This is a genomic window from Collinsella aerofaciens (assembly GCF_028207065.1).
GTDB lineage: Bacteria > Actinomycetota > Coriobacteriia > Coriobacteriales > Coriobacteriaceae > Collinsella > Collinsella aerofaciens_AR.
On the sequence record NZ_JAQLFP010000012.1, the window covers coordinates 1 to 24,051 of the forward strand.

Below are 24,051 nucleotides of genomic sequence, written 5' to 3' on the forward strand. Positions count from 1 at the left end.
CGCGAGTTCCGCACGAGCCGGAGAGCACTTAATGTGCTCTCCGTGCGAGTCAGGACTGTCCGAGCAGGCGACCTTATGCCCCGCACCTCGGGACGACGGGATAGATTAAAGGAGCAGCCATGGCAGGCAAGCCGCAAACATTAGCTACGACCTCGGCATTTGAGATCTTGGGGCCCGTCATGGTCGGCCCCAGCTCATCGCACACCGCCGGCGCCCTGCGCTGCGCCCAAGTTGCCGCCAGCCTGCTGGAAGGCCGCATCACTAAGGTCACCTTTGGCCTGTGGAACTCCTTTGCCCACACCTACCGCGGCCACGGCACCGATCGTGCGCTCGTCGCGGGCATCCTGGGCCTCGACACCGATGACGAGAACATCAAGCAGGCCTTCGACCTCGCGCACGAGCAGGGCCTCGAATATCACTTTGACATCAAGGGCGACGACGCCTCCATCCACCCCAACACCGTCGACATCGACATGGTCGACGACACGGGCGCCACGGCCCAGGTCCGCGGTGAGAGCCTGGGCGGCGGCAAGATGCGCATCAGCCGCATTAACGGCGTCGGCGTCGACATCTCGGGCATGTACTCCACACTCTTCGTGGCGCACTACGACGTCCCCGGCGTGCTCGCCGCGCTCACGAACCTGCTCGCCTACGCACACGTGAACATCGCCTTCTGCCGCACCTACCGCACCGAAGTGGGCGGCCAGGCCTACTCCGTCTTCGAGACCGACGGCGCGCCCGACGACACCGTCGTCCCCATGCTCCGCAAACTCGACAATGTCGATTACGCGACCTTTATCGAGCTCCCCGGTTCTGCCTCGTCGCTCTCCCCCGGTGTCTCGGCAAAGGAGATCTTCGACGACGGCGAGCAGCTGCTCGATGCGTGCGCCGAGCTCGGCCTGAATATCGGCGCCGTTATGGCCGTGCGCGAGGCGCGTCTGACCGGCGAGGCCCACGCCGTCGCCGCCATGCGCCGCGTGCTCGACGTCATGCGCGAGGAGACCACGACCCCCATCGTCAATCCGCAACGATCGCTCGGCGGGCTTATCGGCGGCGAGGCTAAACTCGTCGATGCCACCGGCCGCAACGATTTGAGCACGAGCCTGATGGGCACCGTTCAAACCGACGCCGTGGCCCGCGCGATGGCCGTGCTCGAGCGCTCCGCCACGATGGGAGTGATCGTCGCCGCTCCCACGGCAGGCTCCGCGGGTGTCGTGCCCGGCTGCGTGCTGGCGCTCGCCGATCACCTTCAGCTCGACGACGAGCAGGTCATGGACGCGCTCTACTGCGCAGCCGCCATCGGCCTCAACCTCACCACGAGCGCCTGCGTCGCCGGCGCCGAAGGCGGCTGCCAGGCCGAGGTGGGAAGCGCCGCCGCCATGGCAGCCGCCGCGCTGGTGCAGATGCTCGGCGGCACGCCCGAGCAGGCGCTCGACGCCAGTTCCATCGCGCTGAGTAACCTGCTGGGCCTCGTTTGTGACCCCGTCGGTGGCCTCGTGGAGGTGCCGTGCCAAAACCGCAATGCCATCGGCGTGGCCGCGGCATTTAGCTCGGCGCAGCTTGCACTTGCCGGTATCAAGAGCCTGGTGCCGTTTGACCAGATGGCGCACGTCATGCTCTCCGTGGGCCACGCGTTGCCGACCACGCTGCGCGAGACAGCAAAGGGTGGCATCGCGCAGGCTCCGGCCGCACTTTCGGCCTGTGCAAAATGCGGTGTGTGCGGATAGCGACAAAGAAAGACTCGAAGGTGGGACAAATGTCCCACCTCTTTTGAATGCCACCGTTTCCATACCACAAACAACTGGGTAATCGCTATAATGCAAGCCCAGTAAAAACACGATGAGCCGCAAGGCGAAATTCGAAGGATATGCATACGATGTCGCAAAACGATCGAACTCAACTGATTCCCGATCCGCAGCAGCCGAGCAGGCACACAGGCGGCGTTCAGTCGCCGCGTCCTATCGCGCCGAGCCGCGGTCAGCAGCGAGGTGCGGCAAACGTTTCCCAACGTCCGAACAAGCAGCATCAGCAGCGCCAGGCAAATGGCAATGCGCCCAAGCAGCCCCCCACGCACGCTCGAGGCGATCGCGGCCCCGCACGCAAACCCGCCGAGAACAATAAGTCGGGCAAAAAGACGACGCTCTTTGTCGTCCTGGGTCTTATCGTCATTGTCTATATCGTAGGCGTCGTAGCGTTTTCGCAGGTAGCCTACCCCAACACCACTATCGCCGGCGTCGATGTCTCGTTCTCCAACGCTTCGTCTGCCGCCACCAAGGTCAACTCGGCTTGGAAGCACTATAAGCTCACCGTGACAGGCGATGACTTTAGCTGGACCTATCAGCCCGAGTCCGATGAGCCCATTGTCGACGGCGAAGCTGCCGCAAAAGAGATTATCAGCCGCAACGAAGCCTTTGTATGGCCGGTTCGCCTTGTAGAATCCTTAAGCGGCAAGACCAAAACAACCGCTAGCTCCAACGAAGTCGATCTTGATCAAGACGTCGACCTGTCCATGCTCTCCGACACCTTTGACCAAAAGCAGTTTGAGAAGGATCTGGGCGCCGCCATCGACGAGTTTAACGAGGGGCGTTCGGGCGCGTTCGAGGCCAATAGCTCCTATGACGAGCAGGCCGGCAAGTTTACCGTCGAGAAGGCGCGCTCCAACGAAAAACTCAACCGCGAGCATATCATTAAATATGCCGAGCTCGAGCTTGCCTCGCTGGCCGAGACCGTAGACCTTTCCAAGCTCGGCAACGATGCCTATGAGCCGCTCAATGGAACGCTGACCGATGATCAGATTCAGGCCGCATGCGATGCCGCCAACAACTTCCTGGGCGTCAACGTGACCCTCAAGCTCAACGGCGAGGATGCCGGCAAGGTTGATGGCAGCTCCGTGTTGCAGTGGATCAGCTTTGCCGATCCGGCCAACCCCACACTCGATACGTCGCAGATCAGCAGCTGGGCAGCCGAGCTCGCCAACGGCTTCAATACCGTGGGCTCCACTCGCTGGTGGACGCGCGCCGATGGCAAGCAATGCGCCGTCGAAGGCGGCGACTTTGGTTGGTCCATCGACAGCAGCTCGCTCGCCAAGCAGGTCGAGGACGCCATTAACAACAAGCAGACCGGCGAAATCGAGATCAAGTACTCCCAGAAGGCCGACACCTTTACTGCAAAGGGAGAGCCCGACTGGAAGGCATACGTCGATGTCGATCTGTCCGAGCAGCATGCGCGCTACTATGACGAGAACGGTAATATCGTTTGGGAGGCCAACTTTATTTCTGGCAAGCCGGGAGAGGACGCCACCCCCGAGGGCGTATGGCAGATCAACAGCAACAATGGCGCCAGCAAGCTTATCGGTGCCAAGGACCCCGAGACCGGCAAGCCCAAATACGAGAGCCCGGTCAGCTATTGGATGCCGTTCGAGGGCAATATGGTCGGATTCCACGATGCAACGTGGCAAAACGACAAGAGTTTCGACGATCCCAACTCCTACAAGTGGTGCGGCAGCCACGGTTGCATCAACCTGCGCCTGGCCGATGCAAAGGCACTTCACGACTGCATCAAAGTCGGCCTGTGCGTGGTTGTCCACTCGTAGTGCAACGCGCGCATTAATACAACGTGGAACCGCTGCAAACAATCTAACAGTTCCGAAAGAAACCGTCCTATGCGCCCATCCCAACCGATGGGCGCATATACTTATCGAGGTTCTATCTATAAAGGAGACGCTATGCCGAATGTCCCCACGATCGCCCCGGGCCCGGATGATACCGAGCACACGCCCGAAGGTGCCACCGAAACGATTCCTCTGATTACAAACGTACATGCCGACAAGCAGAGCGAACGCACGAACGATACGGCCGAGATTTCCGATGAAGAGGCGTACGCCAAGCTCAAGGCAAAACGTGCCGACCGTCGACGCAAAAAGCTGATTCGACGCGGTATTGCCGTCGGCGTCGTAGGTGCCATCGCGCTCATTGCCATTGTCGCAACCCTGGTTATCAATGCGCAGCCACAGGGCGCTAGCGAGCCGGTAACCGACATGGTGACCGAGGGCACGTTTAGCACAACGGTCGAGGCGAAAGGCCAGCTCAAACCCATTTCGTCCTCAGTGGTCTCCCCTTCTGTCGACGGCACGGTCGATTCGATCAACGTGCAGGCGGGCCAATCCGTCAACGAGGGCGACGTGCTCATGACCATTAAAAACGACGAGCTCGATCGTAACGTTGCCGAGGCGCAGCGTGCAGTTGCAGCCGCTCAAGAAGACCTCGCCAACGCGCAGAAAGCCGCAGCTGCCGCGCAGGCCAACCCAACGACGGACGTCGACGGAGGTTCCGCAGCGGCTGGCATCTCCGCCGCATCAGCGGACACGAACGCCGTATCGGCCGCTCAGCGCAGTCTCGCATCGGCCCAGGCAAACCTCGATCAGGCGAACGCCAAGGCCGCCAGCCGAACGGTCACGGCCCCGAGCTCGGGCAGCATCGTGGAGCTCAACGCCAAGGTGGGCGCCACGGTAACAGGCGGAATGATCATGGGCGAAAGCGATACGAGCGGCGGCAAGCAGTGCATGCAGATCGCCGACCTGTCCAAGATGAAGGTGACGGTTCAGGTAGGCGAAAAGGATATCGCCAAAATTGCCGTGGGCCAAAGCGCCAACGTGACCTATCCCGCGTTTCCCGATATCGTGAGCCAGGGCACCGTCACGGCTATCGCCTCGGTTGCAAACTCTGACTCCGGCTCCGGTAGCGGCGGCAGCGTGACCTTTAACGTCGACATCCTCATCGAAGCACCCGACAGTCGCCTCAAGCCGGGTATGACTGCCGAGGTCTCGGTAGTGACCGAGAAGCTCGACGACGTGGTGATGGTGCCGACGATGGCGCTCATGACCGAAGATGGCGAACACTATTACGTCAACGTGGCAACCGATGACGAGGGCAAGCAAACCCGTCGCGTGAAGGTGACCATCGTGACACAAAACGACAACGAAGCCGTAGTCGGCAAGACACAGATCAAGCGCGACGACCAGGGCAACGAAATCAATCCTGGCGTGCCCACAACCAAACTGCGCGACGGTGACACCCTCGTCATGGACACCGGAGCGGGCGCAACGGCTGACGGCGGCCACAGCGCGGATTCGGGCAACATGTCTGCCGACGAGGGTATGTAATGCGTCCCGTCATCGACATTCGCAACGTGCACCGTATCTTTGAGAGCGAGGCCGGCTGCGCCCATATCCTGCACAACGTGAGCCTGGCGGTAGATCCCGGCGAGTTCGTCGCTATCACCGGCCCCTCGGGCTCGGGCAAGTCGACGCTCATGAACATCCTAGGCTGCCTGGATAAACCGACGGCAGGCGACTACTACCTGCAAGGGCTCAACGTGGCCGAGCTCGATGATGACGAGCTCACCGAAGTTCGCGCCCTGAGCATTGGCTTTGTCTTTCAGAGCTTCAACCTGCTGCCGCGCCTGTCGGTTATCGAAAACGTCATGCTGCCGCTGGCCTACACCAATGTGCCCCGTAGCCAGCGCGAGATGCGCGCCGTGCACGCACTGCAGGCCGTCACGCTACCGGTCGACCACTGGGACCACCGCATATCCGAGCTCTCGGGCGGCCAGATGCAGCGTGTCGCCATCGCGCGCGCCCTCGTCAATGACCCGCCCATCATCCTGGCCGATGAGCCAACGGGAAACCTGGACTCCGCAACCGGAGCGCTTGTGATGGAGACCTTCCATAAGCTCCAGGAGCGTGGCAAAACCATCGTGCTTATCACACACGACCCCGGCATTGCCGCCGAGGCCGACCGTGCCGTGACCATACGCGACGGTCGCATTCACGACGGCGCGTATATTCCACATGCACCGCGGACCCTGCGCAGCGCCGTAGATAGCCTGCCCATGATTTCCGCCTCCGCCAACCCGCCGAAAGGAGTGATGGCATGAGCGCCCGCGATCTCATCCAGGAAGCCCTTCATTCGCTCGAGGCCAACAAGGGGCGCAGCCTGCTCACCATCCTGGGAATCGTCATTGGCATTGCCTCGGTCATCGCCATGACCTCGCTCATCGGCGGCATCCAAAACAGCCTGGTCAACAGCCTGGGCCTCAATGCGGCACGCATGGTGCAAATCTATTCGTCGCAAGAACTCACCGAGTCGGACATCGAGAAGCTTCAAAAACTGTTGCCGCAGATTGAGCAGATCGGCATTGTCGACAGCGCGTATACCGAATACAAGACCGGCGATAAAAGCTATACCGTCATGGCGCAGGGCGTCGACAGCGACATGCTCGACGCCGTGGGGGCCAGCAAGCTCGTTGCGGGGCGAACCTATTCCCAGGCCGAGTCCCAATCAGGCTCGCGCGTGGCGCTCATCAGCCGCGGCGGCGCCGATCAGCTTTACGGCAACGAACAGGACGCACTGGGGAAAACCATCAAGGTGTCCAACGGCGAGGTGCAGATTGTAGGCGTGATTGATGGCGGCAGCGACTCCATGGGCTCGCTCACGCTGTATATGCCACGCGAAACCATCTCCGGCCTGTTTGGCGACGAGAATCCTTCATTTCCCAGCGTGACGGCACTTGCCGCCGAGGGCACAGACATGGACGAGCTCTGCAAGACCATCGAGTCTAAGGTGCGCGCGATGAAGGGCATCTCGGAGGATGATGAGTACGACAGCGTATCGGCGACCTCCATGAAAAGCGCCATCGATGCACTCAACTCGTTTATGGGCGCCTTCTCGCTCATCATGGGCGCTGTCGCCAGTATCTCACTGCTTGTCGGCGGAATCGGCATTATGAATATGATGCTTACCAACGTGACTGAGCGCATCCGCGAGATCGGTATTCGCCGTGCCTTGGGCGCCAGTCGCCGCGATATCACCGCGCAGTTTTTGGCCGAGTCCTCGGCGCTGTGCGTCACCGGTGGCCTGCTGGGTGTCCTGATTGGCTATCTGCTGGCCTGGGGCCTCGCGATGTTTGCCGCAGGATCAGGGGTTCTCAACGAGCTCGGTGCCAGTGGGGAGATCACACCGAGTTTTTCGATCGCCACGGTGCTGCTGGCCTTCGGCGTCTCCGTCGGCATCGGCGTAATCTTTGGCTTCTACCCCGCTCGCCGCGCGGCAAAGCTCAACCCGGTGGAGTGCCTACGCTACCAGTAAGCCACCACCAGCTACCAGTAAGCCACCACCAACAAGTTGCGGTGAATTAGGGACTGAATATGCTATCTAGCAGCAAAAACAGACACTATTTCACCGCAACTTATTGAAGGGCTGTTTGCGCCAGTTCTGGGCGTCGTCCTCGAGCTATTGATGGATGACGGGCTTGTACGGGTCGAGCTTGCTCGGGACGCTCCTCCTCGCGGGCGGGAGGGCGCGCAGGCGCGGCAAGCGCCTAGCGCGCGAACTCCCGTAAGAGCGCGTCTTCCACTTCCCGAAGCGAAAGGGCCCCGCTTCCCTCGGCGGGACGGGTGACCACGATGCAGCGCGCTCCCACGTCGCGCGCGGCGGCGAGCTTCTCGGCCGTGCCGCCTACGGTTCCCGAGTCCTTAGTCACAAGCCACTGGGCGCCCACCTGCCGAAGCATCGCCTCGTTGAGCTCGCGGGTGAAGGGCCCCTGCATGCCGATGACGTGCGACGGCGAAAACCCCGCGTCGATGCACTTCGTTATAGCACCGGGCAGCGGGAGCACACGCACGAAGAAGCGCTCCGCGAAATCGGCGACGCGCGTGTAGGGAGCAAGCTCCTTGCTCCCCGTCGTGAGAAGCGCGCGACCCGGGTTCTCGGAGAGAAAGCGCGCCGCGCAGGCGATCGACGCGACCGGCACGACGCCTTTGGGCAGCGCCTCGACCGGGCGCGCAAGGCGCAGGCATCGTGCACCCACGGCGAGCGAAGCGGCCCGGATGTTGCCGCTTGCGAGCGTAGCGAAGGGGTGCGTGGCGTCGACAACGATGTACGCGCCGGAAAGCTCGCGCTCCATGTCGGCATCGTCGAGCCTGCCCGCATACACCTCGATGCCCGGAAGCTCGCCCAAAAGCTCGCCTCCGTACTCGGTTGCCGCGTAGGCACGGGCGGGGATGCCCGCCCTGCTCGCCCATTCGCACAGAAGGCGGCCCTCGGTGGTGCCGGCGAAGATGCGCAGCGCCAGCGCGGATGCGGGGGCCGTCACTTCGGGCCGCCTGTGCGCGTGATCTGGTAGAGCAGCGCGTTCATAATGGCGGCCGCCACGGTCGAACCGCCCTTGCGACCCCTCGCGACGATGGCCGGAACGCGTCGTGCGAGTAGCTCCTCTTTCGCCTCGACCACGTTCACAAACCCGACCGGCACCCCAACGACGAGCGCGGGCGCGATCTTCCCCGCGTCCATGAGCTCGGCGAGGCGCAGAAGTGCTGTGGGAGCGTTGCCGACGGCCACGATGAGCGGACCCTCGATGCCGCAAGCTTTGTCCATGCTCGCAACGGCGCGAGTCGTGCCCGCGGCGCGCGCAGCCGCGGCGACATCAGGGTCGGCCATGAAGCACACGGCCTTGCAGCCGAGCTTCTCGAGCGCGGGCTTGCTTATGCCTGCGAGCGCCATGTTCGTGTCGGTGAGCACCGTGGCCCCTGCGCGCAGTGCGTCGAGCGCACAGTGCGCGGCGTCATGGGTGAACACGAGGGAATCGGCGTACGAGAAGTCGGCAGTGGTGTGGATGACGCGCTTCACGACGGGCTCTTCGAGCGGCGGGAACGTGCGGCCGCCGAGCTCTTCGGTGATGATCTCGAAGCTGCGCCGCTCGATGTCGCCGGGCGCCATCTCCTTGGAATCCATCTAGTACTCCACTCCTTCCCTTGCACATATCCCCTGCTCGTAGGGGTGTTTCTCGCACCGCATCTCGGTTATGTAGTCGGCCTTCTCCACGATCTTGCGGGAAGGCGCGCGCCCGGTGAGCACTACTTCGACGCCGAGCGCGGACATATCGAGTGCGCGGTCCACGAGCGCCTCGTCGACAAGCCCCTTCGAAAGCGCGTCGAGCGCCTCGTCGAGCACGAGCAGTCCCTCTTGCGCGCACTCGAGCTCGACGAGCGCGGAAGCGAGGTTCCCATCGTGCAGCTCGCACGTCGCGGCAAGTTCTTCCGACGTCATCGACCAGGTAAACTTGTCCGACGCCTTCCCCGCGAACACGGGCACGCCGAAATGCTCAGCGAGCAGGCGCACCTCCCCGCTTTCGCCGTCTTTCAGGAACTGTACGACGACGACGCGGCGGCCTGCAGCGAGCATGCGAAGGGCGAGGCCCATCGCCGCCGTGGTCTTGCCTTTGCCGTCGCCATGATACACGTGGATCATACGCCCTCCTCGATAATGCGGTAGACATACTCCATGTCGAGCGCCCCGCGCACGACGTCGGCCAGGCGGTCGAACTCACGCGCACGGTGATCGGCCGCGGACGCCGCGCCCGCGTCACCCACGACGCTCTCGGGCAGGCCGCGCATGCGCGCGAGCGAGCGCGCGAGGGCGAGCGCCACCCCCGGTTCGTCGAACAGGCCGTGGAGATAGGTTCCGAACACGTTACCGCAGGCCGCGCCTTCCGGTTTGCCGCCAATCGTGCCCGCAGGGGCGCAGGAGACGGTCGTTTCGCCGTCGTGAATCTCGTACCCGCGCGCCATCATGCCGTTCCACACCGAGAACGCGCCTTGGGCGCCCGTGATGCGCAGTGCCGACTGGGCGAGGCGCTTTTCCTTCTTGAAAACCGTACTTGCAGGGATGAGCCCGAGCCCGCGCGCGGTACCAGCGCCTTCCCTGCCGTGCGGGTCGGAAAGCTCGTCTCCCAAAAGCTGGTAGCCTCCGCATATGCCGAGCACCGGCGTGCCCGCGCCCGAAAGCGCGCGTACACAGGCTCCGATGCCGCTAGCCGCAAGCCAACGCGCGTCGTCGAGCGTAGTCTTCGAGCCGGGAAGCACCACCAGGTCGGGTCGGCCCAGATCGGTCGTCGAGGAAACGTAGCGCACGCCCACGCCGGGCACGCGCGAAAGCGGGTCGAAGTCGGTGAAGTTCGACAGATGCGGAAGACGCACGACGGCGACGTCGATGACGCCGCGCGCCTCGCGGGCAGATAGGCGCGGCGCGAGCGAGTCCTCGTCGTCCAGGTCAAGCGTGAGATACGGCACGACCCCCACGACGGGAACCCCGCACATCTTCTCGAGCGGGGCCAAACCCGGGCGCAGGATTTCCACATCGCCGCGGAACTTGTTCACCACAAGCCCCCGCAAAAGCGCGCGGTCCTCGGGCGCAAGGAGCGCGACCGTGCCGTAGAGCTGGGCAAATACCCCGCCCGGGTCGATGTCGCCCGCAAGCAGCACGGGGGAGGACACGGCGCGCGCGAGCCCCATGTTGACGATGTCATTTTCGGCAAGGTTGATTTCGGCGGGGCTGCCGGCGCCCTCGATGACGATGACGTCGTTTTCCTCCGCGAGCGAATCGAACGCCTCCAAAATCTGCGGCATGAGCGCCTTCTTTCGCGCGAAGTAGTCCCTCGCAGCGAAGGCTCCCTGCGCCTTGCCGGCCACGATGAGCTGGCTTCGGTGGCCGCTTTCGGGCTTGAGCAGGATGGGGTTCATGCGCACGTCGGGCGCGATGCCGCACGCCTCGGCCTGCATGATCTGGGCGCGCCCCATCTCGAGCCCGTCGGCCGTGACGCCGCTGTTGAGTGCCATGTTCTGGCTCTTGAAGGGAGTCACGCGCAGGCCGTCCTGCGAAAGTACGCGGCACAGCCCCGCCGCGAGCAGGCTCTTCCCCGCGTTCGACATGGTGCCCTGGATCATGATGGGCTTGGCCCTACCCACGGGTATCGACCTCCTTCGCCAAGCCTCGGCCATCCGCGCCCGCCATAGCGCCGCTGAAAGAAGCGCCGCCCCGTTCGTCGGGTTCGCCTTCGCCCGATGCGTCTTCCGCCCGAAGCGCACGGCCGAACGCCATCGCAAGCCGGGCGTTCTCCTTGCGCGTGCGCACCGCGACGCGGCACCAGAAACGGGACAGTACCGAAAACGAGTCGCACGTGCGGACCAAAACCCCCTGATCATACAGGCGCTCGGGGATGTCTTTCGCCGGCGTGCGGACTAAAAGGAAGTTCGCATCCGACGGCACGACGGAAAGCCCGAGCGAGGAGAGCTCGTGGGAAAGCCACGCTCGCTCGCCCTCCAATACATTGCGCGTGCGCGAGACGTATTCAATGTCTTCCAGGGCGGCGATGCCCGCGGCCTCGGCGACCGAAGAGACGGGCCACGCCTGCCCCGCCCGGCGAATCCCCTCGATGAGTTGGGCGTTTCCGCTGATCAGATATCCCAACCGCAACCCCGCCATTCCGTAGAGCTTGGTGAACGCGGAGAGCACGGCCACATGGCGCGAACACGCGGCGCGTGCGGCCACGCTCCTTTCGCGGGCGTCGGGCGCAAATCCGAGGAAGCACTCGTCCACGACGAGCAGCGCGCCCACCTGCTCGCAGCGGCAAGCCGCGGCATCGATCACACGGGGGTCGACGAGGCGCCCCGTCGGGTTGTTCGGATTGCAGAGGTACGCCACGTCTCCCGGCCCCTCGATCGCGCGGGCGAAGGAGGCGGGCACGTCGAAGTCGTCCGCTTCGGAGAGCGGGAACTCCTGCACGCATGCGCCGTAGTACGATGCCGCCTCCGCATATTCAGAGAACGTCGGCGCGCACACGACGATGCGTTTCGGGCGCACCGCCGCGGCGAGCCGCCAGATGATGTCGGACGCGCCCGCGCCGCAGACGATAGTATCTTCGGGAATGCCCTGGTCGCGCGCTAGGGCGCGAACGAGGGCGAGGCTTTCCCTATCGGGGTAGGCGTCGATTCGAGAAAGCGCCTTGCAAGCTGCGGCGACGGCGCGCGGCGAGGGGCCTGCCGGATTCACGTTCACCGAGAAGTCAATGAGGTCGGAGGCACCCCCTTCGCAAGCGATGCCGAGCGATTGCGCGCTGCCCCCATGCGTGCGGGCGCGCAGGATTCCCCCGGCAGCCCGGGGCGCGGCGTGGTCTTTCCTCATGCCATCGCCCCCACGGCGAGCACGACCGCCGCGCGCGCGGCGCCGAAGACGACGAGCGCGCATACGGACGCGGCGAGCATGAGCCTTGTCGCCCGGGCGATGTCGCCCCACTCGATTTCGCAGGACGCGTCGCCTATCGTCGGTTTCTCAACGAGCTTGCCGAAATACACCGCGGGTCCTGCCAGGCGCAGTCCGAGCGCACCCGCGCACGCCGACTCGGTCTGCGCCGCGTTCGGGCTCGCATGGCGACGCCTGTCGCGGCGCCAGATGCGCGCCGCCCCGCGCGCGTCGAGCCCGACGATCGGGCACACGGCGATCATGAGCAGAGCCGATAAGCGCGAGGGAATCCAGTTCAGCGCATCGTCGAGGCGCGCCGAAGCGCAGCCGAAGTCGATGTAGCACTCGTTTTTGTAGCCCACCATGCTGTCGAGCGTGTTCACCGCCTTGTACGCCATGCCCAAGGGCGCACCCCCGATCATAAGGTAGAAAAGCGGCGCGATGACGCCGTCGCTCGCGTTCTCCGCCACCGTTTCCACAGCGGCGCGCGCGACGCCCTGCTCGTCGAGAACAGACGTGTCGCGTCCCACGATGAGCCCGACGGCTTCGCGCGCCTCGACAAGTCCGCCCTTCGAGAACGCGCGGGCCACGGCCAGGCTCTGGCGGCGCAGCTCGCATGCCGCGAGAATCTGATAGCTCGCCCATGCCTCGGCCACGAAGCGCAAGCCGGAGTGAACCATGCCGCAAAGATGCAGGATTCCCCAGGTCAAAAGCCCACACGTAAGCGGAAGCGCCACGGCAAGCACAAGCCCTGCGGCGCGCGTGCCCGCGGACGTTTGCGGGAATGCGCCCCGCAGGCGGCCTTCGGCCCACGTGATCGCGCGCCCCATGGCGACGACGGGATGGGGAAGCCAGCGCGGGTCGCCGAAGGCAAGGTCGGCCGCGAACCCGGCGGCGACGGCAAGAATCGTCATCACCGGGCATCGCCCCCCGAAGCGGGGCGAACGTCGCGAAGGCAGCGCCCATCCCAAGTGGCGGCCCATGCGCCGCCCGGCTCGGTATGCACGTCGAAGTATCCCATTTTCGGGACAGCTAGCTCGGAGAGCAGCGCTTTCACGGTACCCGCGTGAACGACGAAGACGGCGCGCCCACTCCCCTGGGCGCGCTCCGATTCGCACGCCTCCCGAAACGCCGCGATGACGCGGCGGGTGAAATCGCTCTTGCCCTCGCCATGCGGGCAGCGCGTCTCGCACCAGGAGTCTACCCAGGCGCGATAGCGCGCATCCTCTTTAAGCTCGGCGGCGCTTCGCCCCTCGAAGTCGCCGAAATCCATCTCGCGCAGACCGGGGCACGCCATAAGCTCCGCGTTCGGGAAGAGGATGCGCGCCGTCTGGTCGGTGCGGGCCATGCCGCTCGTGATAACACGGAACACGTCACGATCGCACGCGAGGTCGCGCAAAGCGCGCTCGCCCGCACTCGACAGGGGCTCGTCGGTGCCCGCCCCGCTGTAGCGATGGTCTTCCGTGCCCGCCGTGGCACCATGGCGCACGAAGACGACTTCCAAAGGCGCACCCGCGCCCTGCGTCCCTCGAGGTGCATCGGCAAGGTTTCCTTTGATGACCTGGGGAATCCCGCACGTCATGCGCACGACGACGTCGGCGCGCGCAGCGAGCGCGCATCCCAGGCGCCCCGCGCGCTCGCGCCATTGGGCGTCTTCCGCACTCATGGGGACGACCCCCGAGCCGACCAAGGGCAGAATCACTGCGTCGAAGCCGATCAGCCGCTCGAGCGCCCGGTCAGCGTCGAGCGCGCGTACGAGTTCCTCAGCACGGTATGCGACGCGGCCGGCAAAAGCCGCGGGCACGCCGCCCTCCGCAAGCTGCGCCGCATCGACGAAATCGTCCGCCGCGAACCCGAGTTTTTCGCGCACGAAGGTCCTCTTCCCCGAATGCGCGCCACCTACCACGAGCATCATAGGAGCATGCCCCCCACCACCAGCATGGCAAGCATCGCGAGCTCGGCCCATTGCAGAAACCATCCGGCCAAATCCCCCGTCACCCCGCCGAAGCGGGACAGGGCAACATGGCGGTACCACGCGAGCACCAAAAGCCCCGCCACCGCCATAAAGGCGCCGACGGCCTGAGCGCACGCGACCATCCCTGCAGCCGAAGCCGCAGCGAAAGCGCAAAGCGGCACGACGATCGCCGCGCGCTTCTTCGCAGGCGAGAGCCCCGCGGCCATGCCGTCCGCCCGCGCGGCAGGCCAGCATTCAACGGCGAGTCCCGAAAGCGCGCGGGAGAACACGAGCGAGCACAGAAGCGCGAGGAACGCCCCCGCCGTAAGCGGCAGCGCGGTGAACAGGGAAAACTGCAGAATAAGGTACACAACAACACCGATGACCCCGAAGGCGCCCGCCCGCGGATCGTGCATGATCTCGAGCTTTCGCTCGCGCGGGGCCCAACTTGCAAGCGCATCGGAGGTGTCGCAGAGCCCGTCTAGGTGGATGCCTCCCGTCACCGCCACAGGCAGCGCCACGAGCACGGCCGCGACGATGGTCGCGGGCACGCCGAGCAGGTTCGCCACGTGCCCCCACACCGTCATGAGGAACCCTTCCGCAAGGCCCACCAGGGGAAACGCGGCAAGCGCATGGGTTGACCCGAAATCGGTCCAGGCCGATTTCGGGACGGGGATGCGCGAGAACGTTCCGAACGCCGCGCCGATTGCCTCTGCTATCTTCACCTTGTAGGTCCTTCGCCTTTCATCCACACGGGAATCCCGCATACCACTTCGACTGCATGGTCGGCCAGCGCCGCCACGCCCGCGTTCACGCGCGCGAGCGCGCGCCTCCATGCCTCGGTCCCCTCATCGTAGCGCATCTCATCGGCGAACACGTCGACGGTGACCACCACCGTATACGCAGCGGCCTGAGCGAGCCGTTCGATGCCTCCGAGCACCTCGCGCGCCGCAGCGTCGGGGTCACGTGGGGACAAGCCGCCTTCCGCGAAAAGCTCGTTCGCAACCAGGTTGCCCACGTCCTCCAAAAGAAGCGTGCAGCCGCGCGGAAGCCCGGACACTGCGGCGCCCACGTCACGCGTTCGCTCGAGGGTGGAAAACCCCTTGCCCTCGCGCAGCGCCCGATGGCGCGCGATGCGGCGGGCGCCCTCTTCCCCGAAGGGCTCCATCGTTGCCAGGTACACGCGAGGGCCGTCGTGCCCGAGGCACAGGGACTCGGCGTAGGCGCTCTTGCCGCTCGCGGCGGCGCCGATGACGAGCGTCACCGTCATTTCCCGGCCTCGAAATGCTCGTAAGCAGCCATGCCAGTCGCCGTGAACGTCTTCCCATCCCGGTACACGCGCAGCGCCGAATCCAGAAGGGGGAGATACGCCATGGCGCCCGCGCCCTCGCCCAAGTGCATGCCTGCGTCGAGGGGCGCCTTTATGCCGAGCTCGCGAAGGAGCTCCCGGCTTGCGGGTTCGCTTGATGCGTGGGTGCCCACGAGGTAGCCCAAGGCGTTGGGGCACAGGCGCGCCGCGCACAGGGCCGCCGTGCAGGATATGACCCCGTCGAGGAGCGCCGGCGCCTTCGAGACCGCGGCCCCCAGGTAGAAGCCGCACATCGCAGCGATGTCGAAGCCGCCCACCTTCGAGAGCACGTCGATCGGGTCGGCGGGATCGGGCGAGTTCGCGTCGATAGCGCGCTCGACCACGTCGCGCTTGCGCGCGAGCGAGGCGTCCGAGAGCCCCGCGCCGCGCCCGACAAGGCTCCGCGCGTCCGCCCGGATGAGCACTGCGGCCACCGCCGCCGAGGTGGTCGTGTTGCCGATGCCCATCTCGCCCGCGGCGAGAAGGCGCACGCCGGCGCGGGCAAGCCCGCACGCGACGGCGATTCCTACCTCGATCGCGCGCACGGCCCCATCGCGAGACATAGCGGAGCCGAGAGCGATGTTGCCGCTCCCCCGCCGCACGTTCGCGCGCACCATGCGCGCGTCTTCTATGCCCCGGGCCATACCCACGTCGACGGGCACGACCTCGGCACTCGCGAACGCCGCCATGCGGCAGGCGCTCGCGGCCCCCTCGCACATGTTGCGCGCGACGGCTCGCGTCACATCTTGCCCGCTTTGCGACACGCCTTCGGCAACGACCCCGTTGTCGGAGAAGAATACCGCGAGCGCACGGGGAAACTCGGCCACCTCGGCGCTCCCCTGAGCTGCGGCGATACACGCGACGGCGTCTTCAAAGTCGCCCAATCCCCCCAAGGGGTGCGCGATGGAGTCCCACGCGGCGTACGCGGCGGCACGGGCGCACTCGTCTGCGGGCGCGATCCGGGAAAGCGCGGCTTCGAGCACGGCGCCCGGCGCCGACGAGAACACGCGCTCGACTTCCTCGCGGATGCAGGCAAGCGCGGTTTTGGTTGCTTCAGCCATGCCGCCTCCTCTCTGTGAACGACGCTGCGGCAGACGCGAACGCGCGCGCAACGTCGGGGTTCGCAGGATAGTACACATGCGGGAAGCCCGCCACCAGGGACGGGGTGGTCGTCATGCACGGCCAGCCCTTGTCGCGCCGGGGCTTCTGCGCCCAAAAGTCGCCGCCCGGGCAGGTGGACTGCCAGTAGTGGAACTCGTGCGCGCGGATGCGTGTGCCGCGCGGCCCGTAGAGCCCGTCGCGTTGGGAAGTGAGCTCCACGTACCCGAAATGGGACAGCCTTCCCCCGTTCTCGCTTGCGCCCTCAAGGGCGCCCGCAACAGGCCAGCGCCACCCCTCGCTATCGGCGATTTCGCGCTGCAGGTACAGAAACCCACCGCATTCGGCGACCGTCGGCATGCCGGATTCCACAGCGCGCCGCACCGCCCCGCGCATCGACACGTTCTCGGAGAGCTGCCGCGCATGGAGCTCCGGGTAGCCGCCCCCCAGATAGAGGGCGCTTGTCCCCCGGGGCAACTCGCCATCACACAGGGGGCTGAAAAAGGCCAGCTCGCAACCCAGGTCCTCGAGCGCGCGCAGATTCTCCTCGTAGTAGAACGAGAACGCCTCGTCACGCGCGACGGCGACGATGGGCCGCGCTCCCGCGATCGGCTCCAACCGGTAAGGTTCCTCGCGGATATCGGGTGCCGTCGCCGCTATTTCGAGCAAGCGGTCGACGTCGATGCTCTTTTCCACCAGCTCGGCCATCTTGTCGATGCGCGCGGAGAGCTGCTCGACCTCGTCGGCGGTCACAAGCCCCAGATGCCGGCTTTCGAGCGAGAACGCCTCGTCGGCGGGGATATTCCCCAAAACCGCGACGCCCGTGTGCTTCTCGATCGCAGGCGCCGCGTAGGCGCAGGCAGCGGCGCTCGTCTTGTTCAGCACGACGCCGCGCACGTTCGCACAAGGCAGGAACTCGGCGATGCCGCGGATTACAGCGGCGAGCGATAAAGACGCCCCGCGCCCGTTCACCACTAAAACGACCGGCGTTTCCGTGTCGCGCGCAACCTGGTAGCTGCTCGCGTCGGCCACGCCGGGCGCCATGCCGTCGTAGAAGCCCATAACCCCCTCGAGCACCGCGACATCCGCGCCCGCGGCGCCGCGTGCGAGCAGGGCGCGCAGCGTCGGGGCGTCGGTGAAGAAGCCGTCTAAATTGCCCGAGCGCGCACCCACGACGCGGCGATGAAAGAGCGGGTCAATGTAGTCGGGGCCGCATTTGAAGGCCGCGCATGCAATGCCGCGGTGCGCGAGCGCGCGCAGGAGCGCGCACGTTACGACCGTCTTGCCGCTCCCGCTCGAGGGCGCAGCGACCATGAAGCGCGGGATGGACGTGCTCACCGGGCGCCGCCTTCCCCACCTGCGGCGCTGCAGTTAGCAAGCGAGACCACCTCAACGGATGGGTTCCCCTCGACAGAGAGGTCCTTCCCGACAGGCGACTCAGCAAGCGCGCCGACTTCGGCAAGCTCCTCGGCATCCGCGCCCGCACCACGCGCGCTGACGAGGAACACGGGGTTTTGCGCCTTCATAAGATGGTGCGAGCCTACAGCCTCGGCACGGGCGGCCGACACCTGGCACGCCTCGAACCCCTTAAAGCGCGAACCCGAGAGGAGCGCGCACGCCTCGGTGAGCGTCTCAACGGTGACGCATGGCACGCACAGGCGAACCTGCGAGCTCTTCTCGAGCGCCGCCTCCACGATGGAGGGAAGCTCGCCCGCGCTCCCGCCGACGAACACGGCGTCGGGGACAGGCAGTTTCGCGAGCGCTTCGGGGGCGACACCGGGGACCGCATGCACGTTGCCGCACCCGAATGCATCCGCGTTCTCTCGGATGAGCCGCACGCCGGCCGCGTTGCGCTCGACCGCCCATACCGACCCCGCTCGCGCGACGAGCGCCGCCTCGATCGACACGCTCCCCGTGCCGGCGCCGACATCCCACACGGTGTCGGTCGCGGTAAGGCGCAGCTTCGCGAGCGCGACGGCGCGCACCTCCTGCTTGGTCATGGGAACGTCGCCGCGGATGAAGAGCTCGTCGGGAATGCCCGAGGAAGCGTACGGCCAGCGGGAGCTCGCGGCGCGGGATGCGCCCGCAGAGTCCGCCGCGAAAGAAGCCGCCGCGGGCGCAGACGCGCCGGCCGGCGCCTCGGAGGCTGCGCTAGAGCCCGCAGGCGACCCGGCGCAGCCTGCGAACTCGATAAGCATCACGTTCAAGTCATCGAACGTCTGACCTGCGATTTCACTTGCGGTCGCGCAGGTGATGCGCTCGTCGGGGTACGACAGGCGCTCGGCCACCGTCACGCGCGCGTCCCCGAAGCCCGCCTGCACAAGCTCGCCCGAAAGCCGCGAGGGGTCTTCCCCGCCCGACGTGGCGAGGAAGAGCTCACCTGCGCGCTCGGCCTCGGCCACGATGTCGCACGCCACGCCGTGAGCGCTCGCGAAGCGCCAATCCTGCCATGGACGCGCGAGGCGCGCGGCGAGATACGACGCTGAGCTTATGCCGGGAATGACGCGCACGTCCACCCGCGCGTCGCCGGAGAGCGCCTCCACCAGGCGGCGCGCGCCGCTGAACAGCCCCACATCGCCCGTCATCACGACCACGGCGCGCTGCCACGACGCCGCATCGATGAGAGCGGCGACGATGTCCGCCGTCTTCACGAGCTCGCATCTCACCACGTCGGGCGGCACGTCGATGCCGACAAGCGCGCGATGAGCGCCGATGACCACGTCGGCGATGTCGATCGCGTCGAGCGCCGCGCGCGAGAGCAAGTCGGGGTTTCCGGGCCCCGCCCCGATGATCGTTACCTTTCGCATGGAATCTCCCGATACCCGCGCGGCGTGACCATACGGCCGCCTACGCGCTTCGTGTCCGCGTTGCCGACGAACACGGTGGTGAACATGTCGGCGTCGAACTCCCCCAGCTCGGAGAGCCTGCACATGCCCGACTGCTGCCCCTCGCGCCCGATGTTGCGTACCCAGCCGCAGAGCGTGTCGGGGGCCTTCCATTCGAGCATAATCTTCGCCGCGCGCGAGAGCCTGTCGGCGCGCTTTCTGCTGCGCGGGTTGTACAAACAGATGCAGAAGTCGGCGCTCGCCACGGCGGCGAGCCTGCGCTCGATGACCTCCCACGGCGTGAGCAGGTCGGAGAGCGACACGACCGCGAAGTCGTGGGCAAGCGGGGCGCCGAGCACCGCCGACCCGCTCTGAGCCGCGGTGGCCCCGGCGATAACTTCCACGTCTACATCGGGGTAGTCCTCCGCAAGCTCCAGCACGGGGCTCGCCATGCCGTACACGCCCGCGTCACCGCTGCACACAAGCGCCACGGCTTCTCCGCTCTGCGCGCGCGAAAGCGCCAGGCGGCACCGTTCGACCTCGTGCATCATCGGCGTCGCTAGATGCGCCGCGTCGGGCACGGCGGCGAGCGCGAGCTCCACGTATTTCGTGTACCCCACAACGATGTCGGCCGCCTCGAGCGCGCGCCGAGCCGCAATCGTCATGCCGTCGGGGCCGCCCGGGCCGATCCCCACCACGAAGAGCTTTCCCATCACAGCTCCTTAAACGAAAGTTCGATAGTTACCTTGGAAAACGCGACGGTCACGCCGCCGTGAGCGAGCTTCGGGAAGATTAGTTTGCCCCCGTCCGCGAGCGCCGCGCGCTCGCACACGTTGTCGACCCCCACCGTCGCGCGCACGAAATCAGATGGCGAAACGCTGCCTTCGACCTGCGACAACTCCTCTACGGAATACGTCGCAAGCGGAATCTTGCGCGCGCGGCAGAAGGCGAGCAGACCCTCCTCGTGCGCCTTCACGTCGATCGTCGCCGCCTCGCGCACGGCCGAAGGCGAGATACCCGCCTGCCCGCACGCGAGAAGAAACGCCTCCCCGATCGCTTCGGCGCACGCACCGCGACGGCATCCTATGCCCGCAACGATGCAGGGCACGACAAGACGAAGCGGCTCGGGCGCAGGCTCCTGCGCCCGCACGCCCGCCGGCTTCCCCGTCTCACCGGCGGGCACAACATCGCCCGTCGTCTCCGCTGCGCGAACGGACGCACCTGCATTCGCGCCAGCGAACGGCGACACGACGATATCGGCCCGAGCGCGGTCGGACGCAATGTCAACCCCCTCAGGCGGCTGTCCCGAAATCGGCATGTCGGAATAGAGCGCCACGCGCCCGCCCGAAAGCAGCCGCGCCGACACTCGCTTGATGGCCTCGGGATTCGAAACGGCGAGCCCCGCACAGCGCGCCCACGTATCCACCGCCCACACGCCGCGGACGTCGGTCGCCGTGGTGATGACGGGGATGGCCCCTGCCGCGCGTGCCACAGTTTGCGCAAGCTCGTTCGCACCGCCCAAATGCCCCGACAAAAGCGGGACGGCAAAGCGCCCCGCCTCGTCGATCGCCACAACCGCGGAATCGCTTGCCTTCGAGGCGACATGCGGCGCGATCGCCCGCACGGCGATGCCCGCCGCGCCCACGAACAGAAGCGCGTCCGACGCTTCCCACGCGAGCGCCGTCCATGCGCGCAGGTCGGCCTTCCCCTCGCCGAACCCGCGCGAAACGGAAACGTTCCAGCCAGGGTCATCTTCACCTGTCTGCGCGCAATCGGAAAGCGCGCGTGCGACGCGCTCCGCCAACGCATACCCCCTCTCAGTGAACGCTATGCAGGAAATCCTCATCTAGCGCACCACCATCGTCGAGAAGTAGCTGCCCCGATCGGGCACATCGTCGAGCGAGCGGTACACGCGCTCGCCCGGAAGCCCACAGTCCTCTACGAGCTCGGCACCGTCGAAGGCGCCCTCCTCGCGAAGGATGCGCTTCGTGTCCGCAAGCGAGCGGCGCGCCCTCATGACCACCTTCGTCCCCGGCCAGCCGATTGCGTGGCGCACGTCGTCGTAGCCGCCGGGCACGATGTGCAGAGGCGACGACATCTCGGGCGTGAGGTCGCGCTCGAGCGCCGCGGCGACCGCGCAGAAGCTCGGCACGCCGGTAATAGCGCACGCCTCGAACCCGCGGGCGCGCACGTCGGGCGCTATGCGCTGGAAGGTGGCGTGGATGCTCGGGTCCCCCAGGTTCAGCAGCGCGACGTCGCGGACCGCATCCAGGTGAGCGACAAGCTTGCGAACAAGCGAGGCATGCTCGGCCGCGCGGCGCTCGGCGTCGCGCGTCATCGAGAATCGCACGGGGATCACCGTCTTGCCTGTAAGGTCGACGGCGCCGCGCACAATGTCAAGCGCGACCATGACCCCGTCCGCCGTCTGCGGCGCGGCGATGACCGGACACGATTCGATTGTGCGGACGGCCTTGATCGTGAGCAGCTCGGGGTCGCCAGGCCCCGTGCCCACCCCGTACAGCACGCCTTTACTCATACGTCGCCCCCAATTCCCCGATAATTGCATCGGCGCCCGACGTGCGGAAAAGCTCGCAGCGCTCGGCGTCGAACACGACCGCGGCGATGTCGCATCCGCCCGCCGCGCGGCGGCGCAACCTGTCCTCGATTGCCACAGCGAGCGAGGCGCGCGCAGCGTCCCCCACGCCGGCGGCCTCGATTACCTCGAGCGCCGCCGTGGTCGTGACCGACGACATGATCTCGCGCACAGTCTTCGTGCCCGCGCCGGCCAAGGCCGCGTGGGCGGCCAGAATCTCCGCGCGGCAGTCGGCGGTACGCGAATGGGTGTCCATGATGCCGCCCGCGACCTTCACCAGCTTGCCGATGTGTCCCACAAGAAGGACATTGGTAAATCCCTCGCGAACGCAGCAATCAATCGCATCGCCCACGAAGTTGGAGATGAAGACCACCGGCGCACCGTTTAGGTGGAAATGCCCCGAGATGAACTGCGCGCCGTAGTTGCCGGGCGTGAGCACGACTCCGCGCCGCCCCATAGCCGCATGCTGCCGGATCTCGAGCTCGATGCTGTCGCGCAAGGCAGCGAGGCTGCGCGGCTCGACGATGCCCGTCGTGCCCAGGATGGAGATGCCGTCCTCTATCCCCAGGTGCGGGTTGAAGGTCTTTTCGGCAAGGGCAACACCCTCGGGTACCGAAATCGTCACAGCAATATTTCCAGAAAAGCCATGCGCGGCGCACACCTCGCGCACCGCCGAAGTGATCATCGCGCGCGGCGTCGCGTTGATGGCGGCCGCCCCCACCGGCTGCTCGAGCCCGGGCAACGTCACGCGCCCCACGCCCACGCCGCCATCGACGGAAACTTCCGATTCGCGCGCGGGCACGCCCTTGCTGCCCGCAGCACCCGTGCCCGACCCCGCATGTTCCACGCGCGCGTACACGAGCACGCCGTCGGTCACATCGGCATCGTCGCCTGCGTCCTTTCGCACGGCGCACTGGGCGCGCCCCTCGCCGATACATGCGTCGACCACGTTCGCCTCGACGGGCAGCCCGCCGGGGGTGACGATCGACACGCGGCCGACGGGCTTTCGTGACAAGAGCATCTCGCAGGCCGCCTTCGCCGCGAGCGCGGCGCAGCTCCCCGTGGTGTAGCCGCAGCGCAGGCGGGTCGTCCCGGTATATATGTAGTGCTCGAAGGCCACGCTAGCTGCTCGCCTTCCGATACCCTGTGGCAAACGAAGGGTCGTAAAGCTTGCTGCGCTCGTACGACTCCGCTTGCCCGCCGTTGTGCGCAAGCCCGCCGCGAGCTCCGAGCACGCGGCCCACCACCACGAGCGCCGTGCGGTCGATGCCCTCTCGCGCGCCCGCATCGGCGAGCGTGCCCACTGTGCATCGCACCACGCGCTCCTCAGGCCAGGTCGCCTTGTACACGAGCGCCGCCGGCTCGTCGGAGCTGCGGCCCGCGGCCAAAAGCTCGGCGGAAAGCTCGGCGAGCATACCCGAGCTCAGGAAGATGACCATAGTCGAGCCGCTTTCCGCCATGGTGCGCATGCCCTCGCCCGCGGGCATGGGGGTGCGCCCGGAAAGCCGCGTGATCACGACCGACTGGCTGATTCCCGGCAGCGTGTATTCCTGGCGAAGCGCCGCCGCGGCACCGCAAAAGCTCGACACGCCGGGCACCACCTCGTAGTCCACGCCGCGCGCGTCGAGCGCGTCCATCTGCTCCTGGATGGCGCCGTACAGGCACGGGTCGCCCGTGTGCAGGCGCACCACTTCCTCGCCCCGCGCATCCGCCGCGCACATCACGTCGAGCACTTCCTCCAAGGTCATGTGCGCGCTGTCGTAGACGACGCAGGATTCCTTGCACTCGGCGAGCAGCTCGGGGTTCACAAGGCTCCCCGCCCAAACGACCACGTCGGCCGCGCGCAGAAGACGCGCCCCGCGCAGCGTGATAAGGTCGGCGGCGCCCGAACCTGCGCCAACGATATGAATCATCCGAGCCTTCCCTTCCCGTTTCTCATCGCAACCGTTTACGCCGCCCTTCGCGCAGCAGGCAAGACACGGCGCCCGCAGCGGCAATCGGCGCAAATACGTAGGCAGGAGGCGCAATGCCGCCCGCCCTGGCTTTGACACGCCCACAAACGCCCACTATCATAGTGGTAGTTTCGGCAACGAGCATATGACAATCGAATAAAAGGAAATGACCGGCGCGGCGCCCACACAGCCCGCGCTGGCTTGCGG

At 66.2% G+C, this 24,051-nt stretch carries 22 protein-coding genes; 5 read left to right on the forward strand and 17 right to left on the reverse strand.

The window, feature by feature from the left end:
- Positions 1–119 precede the first annotated feature (119 nt).
- The 5 genes from sdaAA to PMX72_RS04800 all read left to right on the forward strand — a co-directional run bounded on the left by sdaAA (position 120) and on the right by PMX72_RS04800 (position 7,145).
- The gene (gene sdaAA / locus PMX72_RS04780) at positions 120–1,727 is read left to right on the forward strand and encodes an L-serine ammonia-lyase, iron-sulfur-dependent, subunit alpha (protein WP_271729113.1); all 1,608 of its coding nucleotides are present in this window, start codon (positions 120–122) and stop codon (positions 1,725–1,727) included.
- A gap of 149 nt (positions 1,728–1,876) precedes the next feature.
- A complete protein-coding gene (locus tag PMX72_RS04785) occupies positions 1,877–3,592 on the forward strand; it encodes a L,D-transpeptidase (protein ID WP_271729114.1) in 1,716 nt (571 codons plus the stop codon).
- Between the two features lie 132 nt (positions 3,593–3,724).
- Positions 3,725–5,161 carry an efflux RND transporter periplasmic adaptor subunit gene (locus PMX72_RS04790; RefSeq protein ID WP_271729115.1) on the forward strand — a complete coding sequence of 479 codons (1,437 nt, stop codon included), beginning with the start codon at positions 3,725–3,727 and terminating at the stop codon, positions 5,159–5,161.
- A complete protein-coding gene (locus PMX72_RS04795; RefSeq protein ID WP_271729116.1) occupies positions 5,161–5,934 on the forward strand; it encodes an ABC transporter ATP-binding protein in 774 nt (257 codons plus the stop codon). Before PMX72_RS04790 ends, PMX72_RS04795 begins: the two co-directional genes overlap by 1 nt.
- Positions 5,931–7,145: an ABC transporter permease gene (locus PMX72_RS04800; protein WP_271729117.1), complete on the forward strand. Its 1,215-nt coding sequence runs from the start codon at positions 5,931–5,933 to the stop codon at positions 7,143–7,145. Before PMX72_RS04795 ends, PMX72_RS04800 begins: the two co-directional genes overlap by 4 nt.
- 232 nt (positions 7,146–7,377) lie before the next feature.
- Here the strand turns inward: PMX72_RS04800 and cobK are convergent, their stop codons facing one another.
- From cobK to cobM, 17 genes are read right to left on the reverse strand one after another with little or no spacing between them, the layout of a single operon-like run.
- On the reverse strand, positions 7,378–8,151 hold the full coding sequence (gene cobK / locus PMX72_RS04805; RefSeq protein ID WP_271729118.1) for a precorrin-6A reductase: 774 nt from the start codon (positions 8,149–8,151) through the stop codon (positions 7,378–7,380).
- Positions 8,148–8,789: a precorrin-8X methylmutase gene (locus tag PMX72_RS04810; RefSeq protein WP_117861862.1), complete on the reverse strand. Its 642-nt coding sequence runs from the start codon at positions 8,787–8,789 to the stop codon at positions 8,148–8,150. Before PMX72_RS04810 ends, cobK begins: the two co-directional genes overlap by 4 nt.
- The gene (locus PMX72_RS04815) at positions 8,790–9,305 is read right to left on the reverse strand and encodes a cob(I)yrinic acid a,c-diamide adenosyltransferase (protein ID WP_148331370.1); all 516 of its coding nucleotides are present in this window, start codon (positions 9,303–9,305) and stop codon (positions 8,790–8,792) included.
- Positions 9,302–10,801, reverse strand: coding sequence for a cobyric acid synthase (locus tag PMX72_RS04820; protein ID WP_271729120.1), 1,500 nt, complete (start codon positions 10,799–10,801; stop codon positions 9,302–9,304). Before PMX72_RS04820 ends, PMX72_RS04815 begins: the two co-directional genes overlap by 4 nt.
- Positions 10,794–12,017, reverse strand: coding sequence for a pyridoxal phosphate-dependent aminotransferase (locus tag PMX72_RS04825; protein WP_271729121.1), 1,224 nt, complete (start codon positions 12,015–12,017; stop codon positions 10,794–10,796). The genes PMX72_RS04820 and PMX72_RS04825 overlap by 8 nt, the downstream gene beginning before the upstream one ends.
- Positions 12,014–12,988, reverse strand: coding sequence for an adenosylcobinamide-phosphate synthase CbiB (gene cbiB, locus PMX72_RS04830; protein ID WP_271729122.1), 975 nt, complete (start codon positions 12,986–12,988; stop codon positions 12,014–12,016). Before cbiB ends, PMX72_RS04825 begins: the two co-directional genes overlap by 4 nt.
- Positions 12,988–13,989 (reverse strand): histidine phosphatase family protein, encoded by a 1,002-nt coding sequence (locus tag PMX72_RS04835; protein ID WP_118376665.1) that lies wholly within the window; start codon positions 13,987–13,989, stop codon positions 12,988–12,990. Before PMX72_RS04835 ends, cbiB begins: the two co-directional genes overlap by 1 nt.
- Positions 13,986–14,753 carry an adenosylcobinamide-GDP ribazoletransferase gene (gene cobS / locus PMX72_RS04840; RefSeq protein WP_253056102.1) on the reverse strand — a complete coding sequence of 256 codons (768 nt, stop codon included), beginning with the start codon at positions 14,751–14,753 and terminating at the stop codon, positions 13,986–13,988. Before cobS ends, PMX72_RS04835 begins: the two co-directional genes overlap by 4 nt.
- A complete protein-coding gene (locus tag PMX72_RS04845; RefSeq protein WP_271729123.1) occupies positions 14,750–15,298 on the reverse strand; it encodes a bifunctional adenosylcobinamide kinase/adenosylcobinamide-phosphate guanylyltransferase in 549 nt (182 codons plus the stop codon). Before PMX72_RS04845 ends, cobS begins: the two co-directional genes overlap by 4 nt.
- Positions 15,295–16,437 carry a nicotinate-nucleotide--dimethylbenzimidazole phosphoribosyltransferase gene (locus PMX72_RS04850; protein WP_271729124.1) on the reverse strand — a complete coding sequence of 381 codons (1,143 nt, stop codon included), beginning with the start codon at positions 16,435–16,437 and terminating at the stop codon, positions 15,295–15,297. The genes PMX72_RS04845 and PMX72_RS04850 overlap by 4 nt, the downstream gene beginning before the upstream one ends.
- Positions 16,430–17,812 carry a cobyrinate a,c-diamide synthase gene (locus tag PMX72_RS04855; protein WP_271729125.1) on the reverse strand — a complete coding sequence of 461 codons (1,383 nt, stop codon included), beginning with the start codon at positions 17,810–17,812 and terminating at the stop codon, positions 16,430–16,432. Before PMX72_RS04855 ends, PMX72_RS04850 begins: the two co-directional genes overlap by 8 nt.
- Positions 17,809–19,281 carry a precorrin-6y C5,15-methyltransferase (decarboxylating) subunit CbiE gene (gene cbiE, locus PMX72_RS04860; RefSeq protein WP_271729126.1) on the reverse strand — a complete coding sequence of 491 codons (1,473 nt, stop codon included), beginning with the start codon at positions 19,279–19,281 and terminating at the stop codon, positions 17,809–17,811. The genes PMX72_RS04855 and cbiE overlap by 4 nt, the downstream gene beginning before the upstream one ends.
- Complete coding sequence (cobJ, locus tag PMX72_RS04865; RefSeq protein WP_042435525.1) at positions 19,269–20,012, reverse strand: precorrin-3B C(17)-methyltransferase; 744 nt, start codon at positions 20,010–20,012, stop codon at positions 19,269–19,271. The genes cbiE and cobJ overlap by 13 nt, the downstream gene beginning before the upstream one ends.
- Entirely contained in the window at positions 20,012–21,145 is a 1,134-nt protein-coding gene (locus tag PMX72_RS04870) for a cobalt-precorrin 5A hydrolase (protein ID WP_271729127.1), read from the reverse strand. The genes cobJ and PMX72_RS04870 overlap by 1 nt, the downstream gene beginning before the upstream one ends.
- On the reverse strand, positions 21,146–21,835 hold the full coding sequence (gene cobI, locus PMX72_RS04875) for a precorrin-2 C(20)-methyltransferase (RefSeq protein ID WP_271729128.1): 690 nt from the start codon (positions 21,833–21,835) through the stop codon (positions 21,146–21,148).
- A complete protein-coding gene (gene cbiD, locus PMX72_RS04880; protein ID WP_271729129.1) occupies positions 21,828–23,045 on the reverse strand; it encodes a cobalt-precorrin-5B (C(1))-methyltransferase CbiD in 1,218 nt (405 codons plus the stop codon). Before cbiD ends, cobI begins: the two co-directional genes overlap by 8 nt.
- Positions 23,014–23,805 (reverse strand): precorrin-4 C(11)-methyltransferase, encoded by a 792-nt coding sequence (gene cobM / locus PMX72_RS04885; protein ID WP_117800208.1) that lies wholly within the window; start codon positions 23,803–23,805, stop codon positions 23,014–23,016. Before cobM ends, cbiD begins: the two co-directional genes overlap by 32 nt.
- Positions 23,806–24,051: the final 246 nt, after the last annotated feature.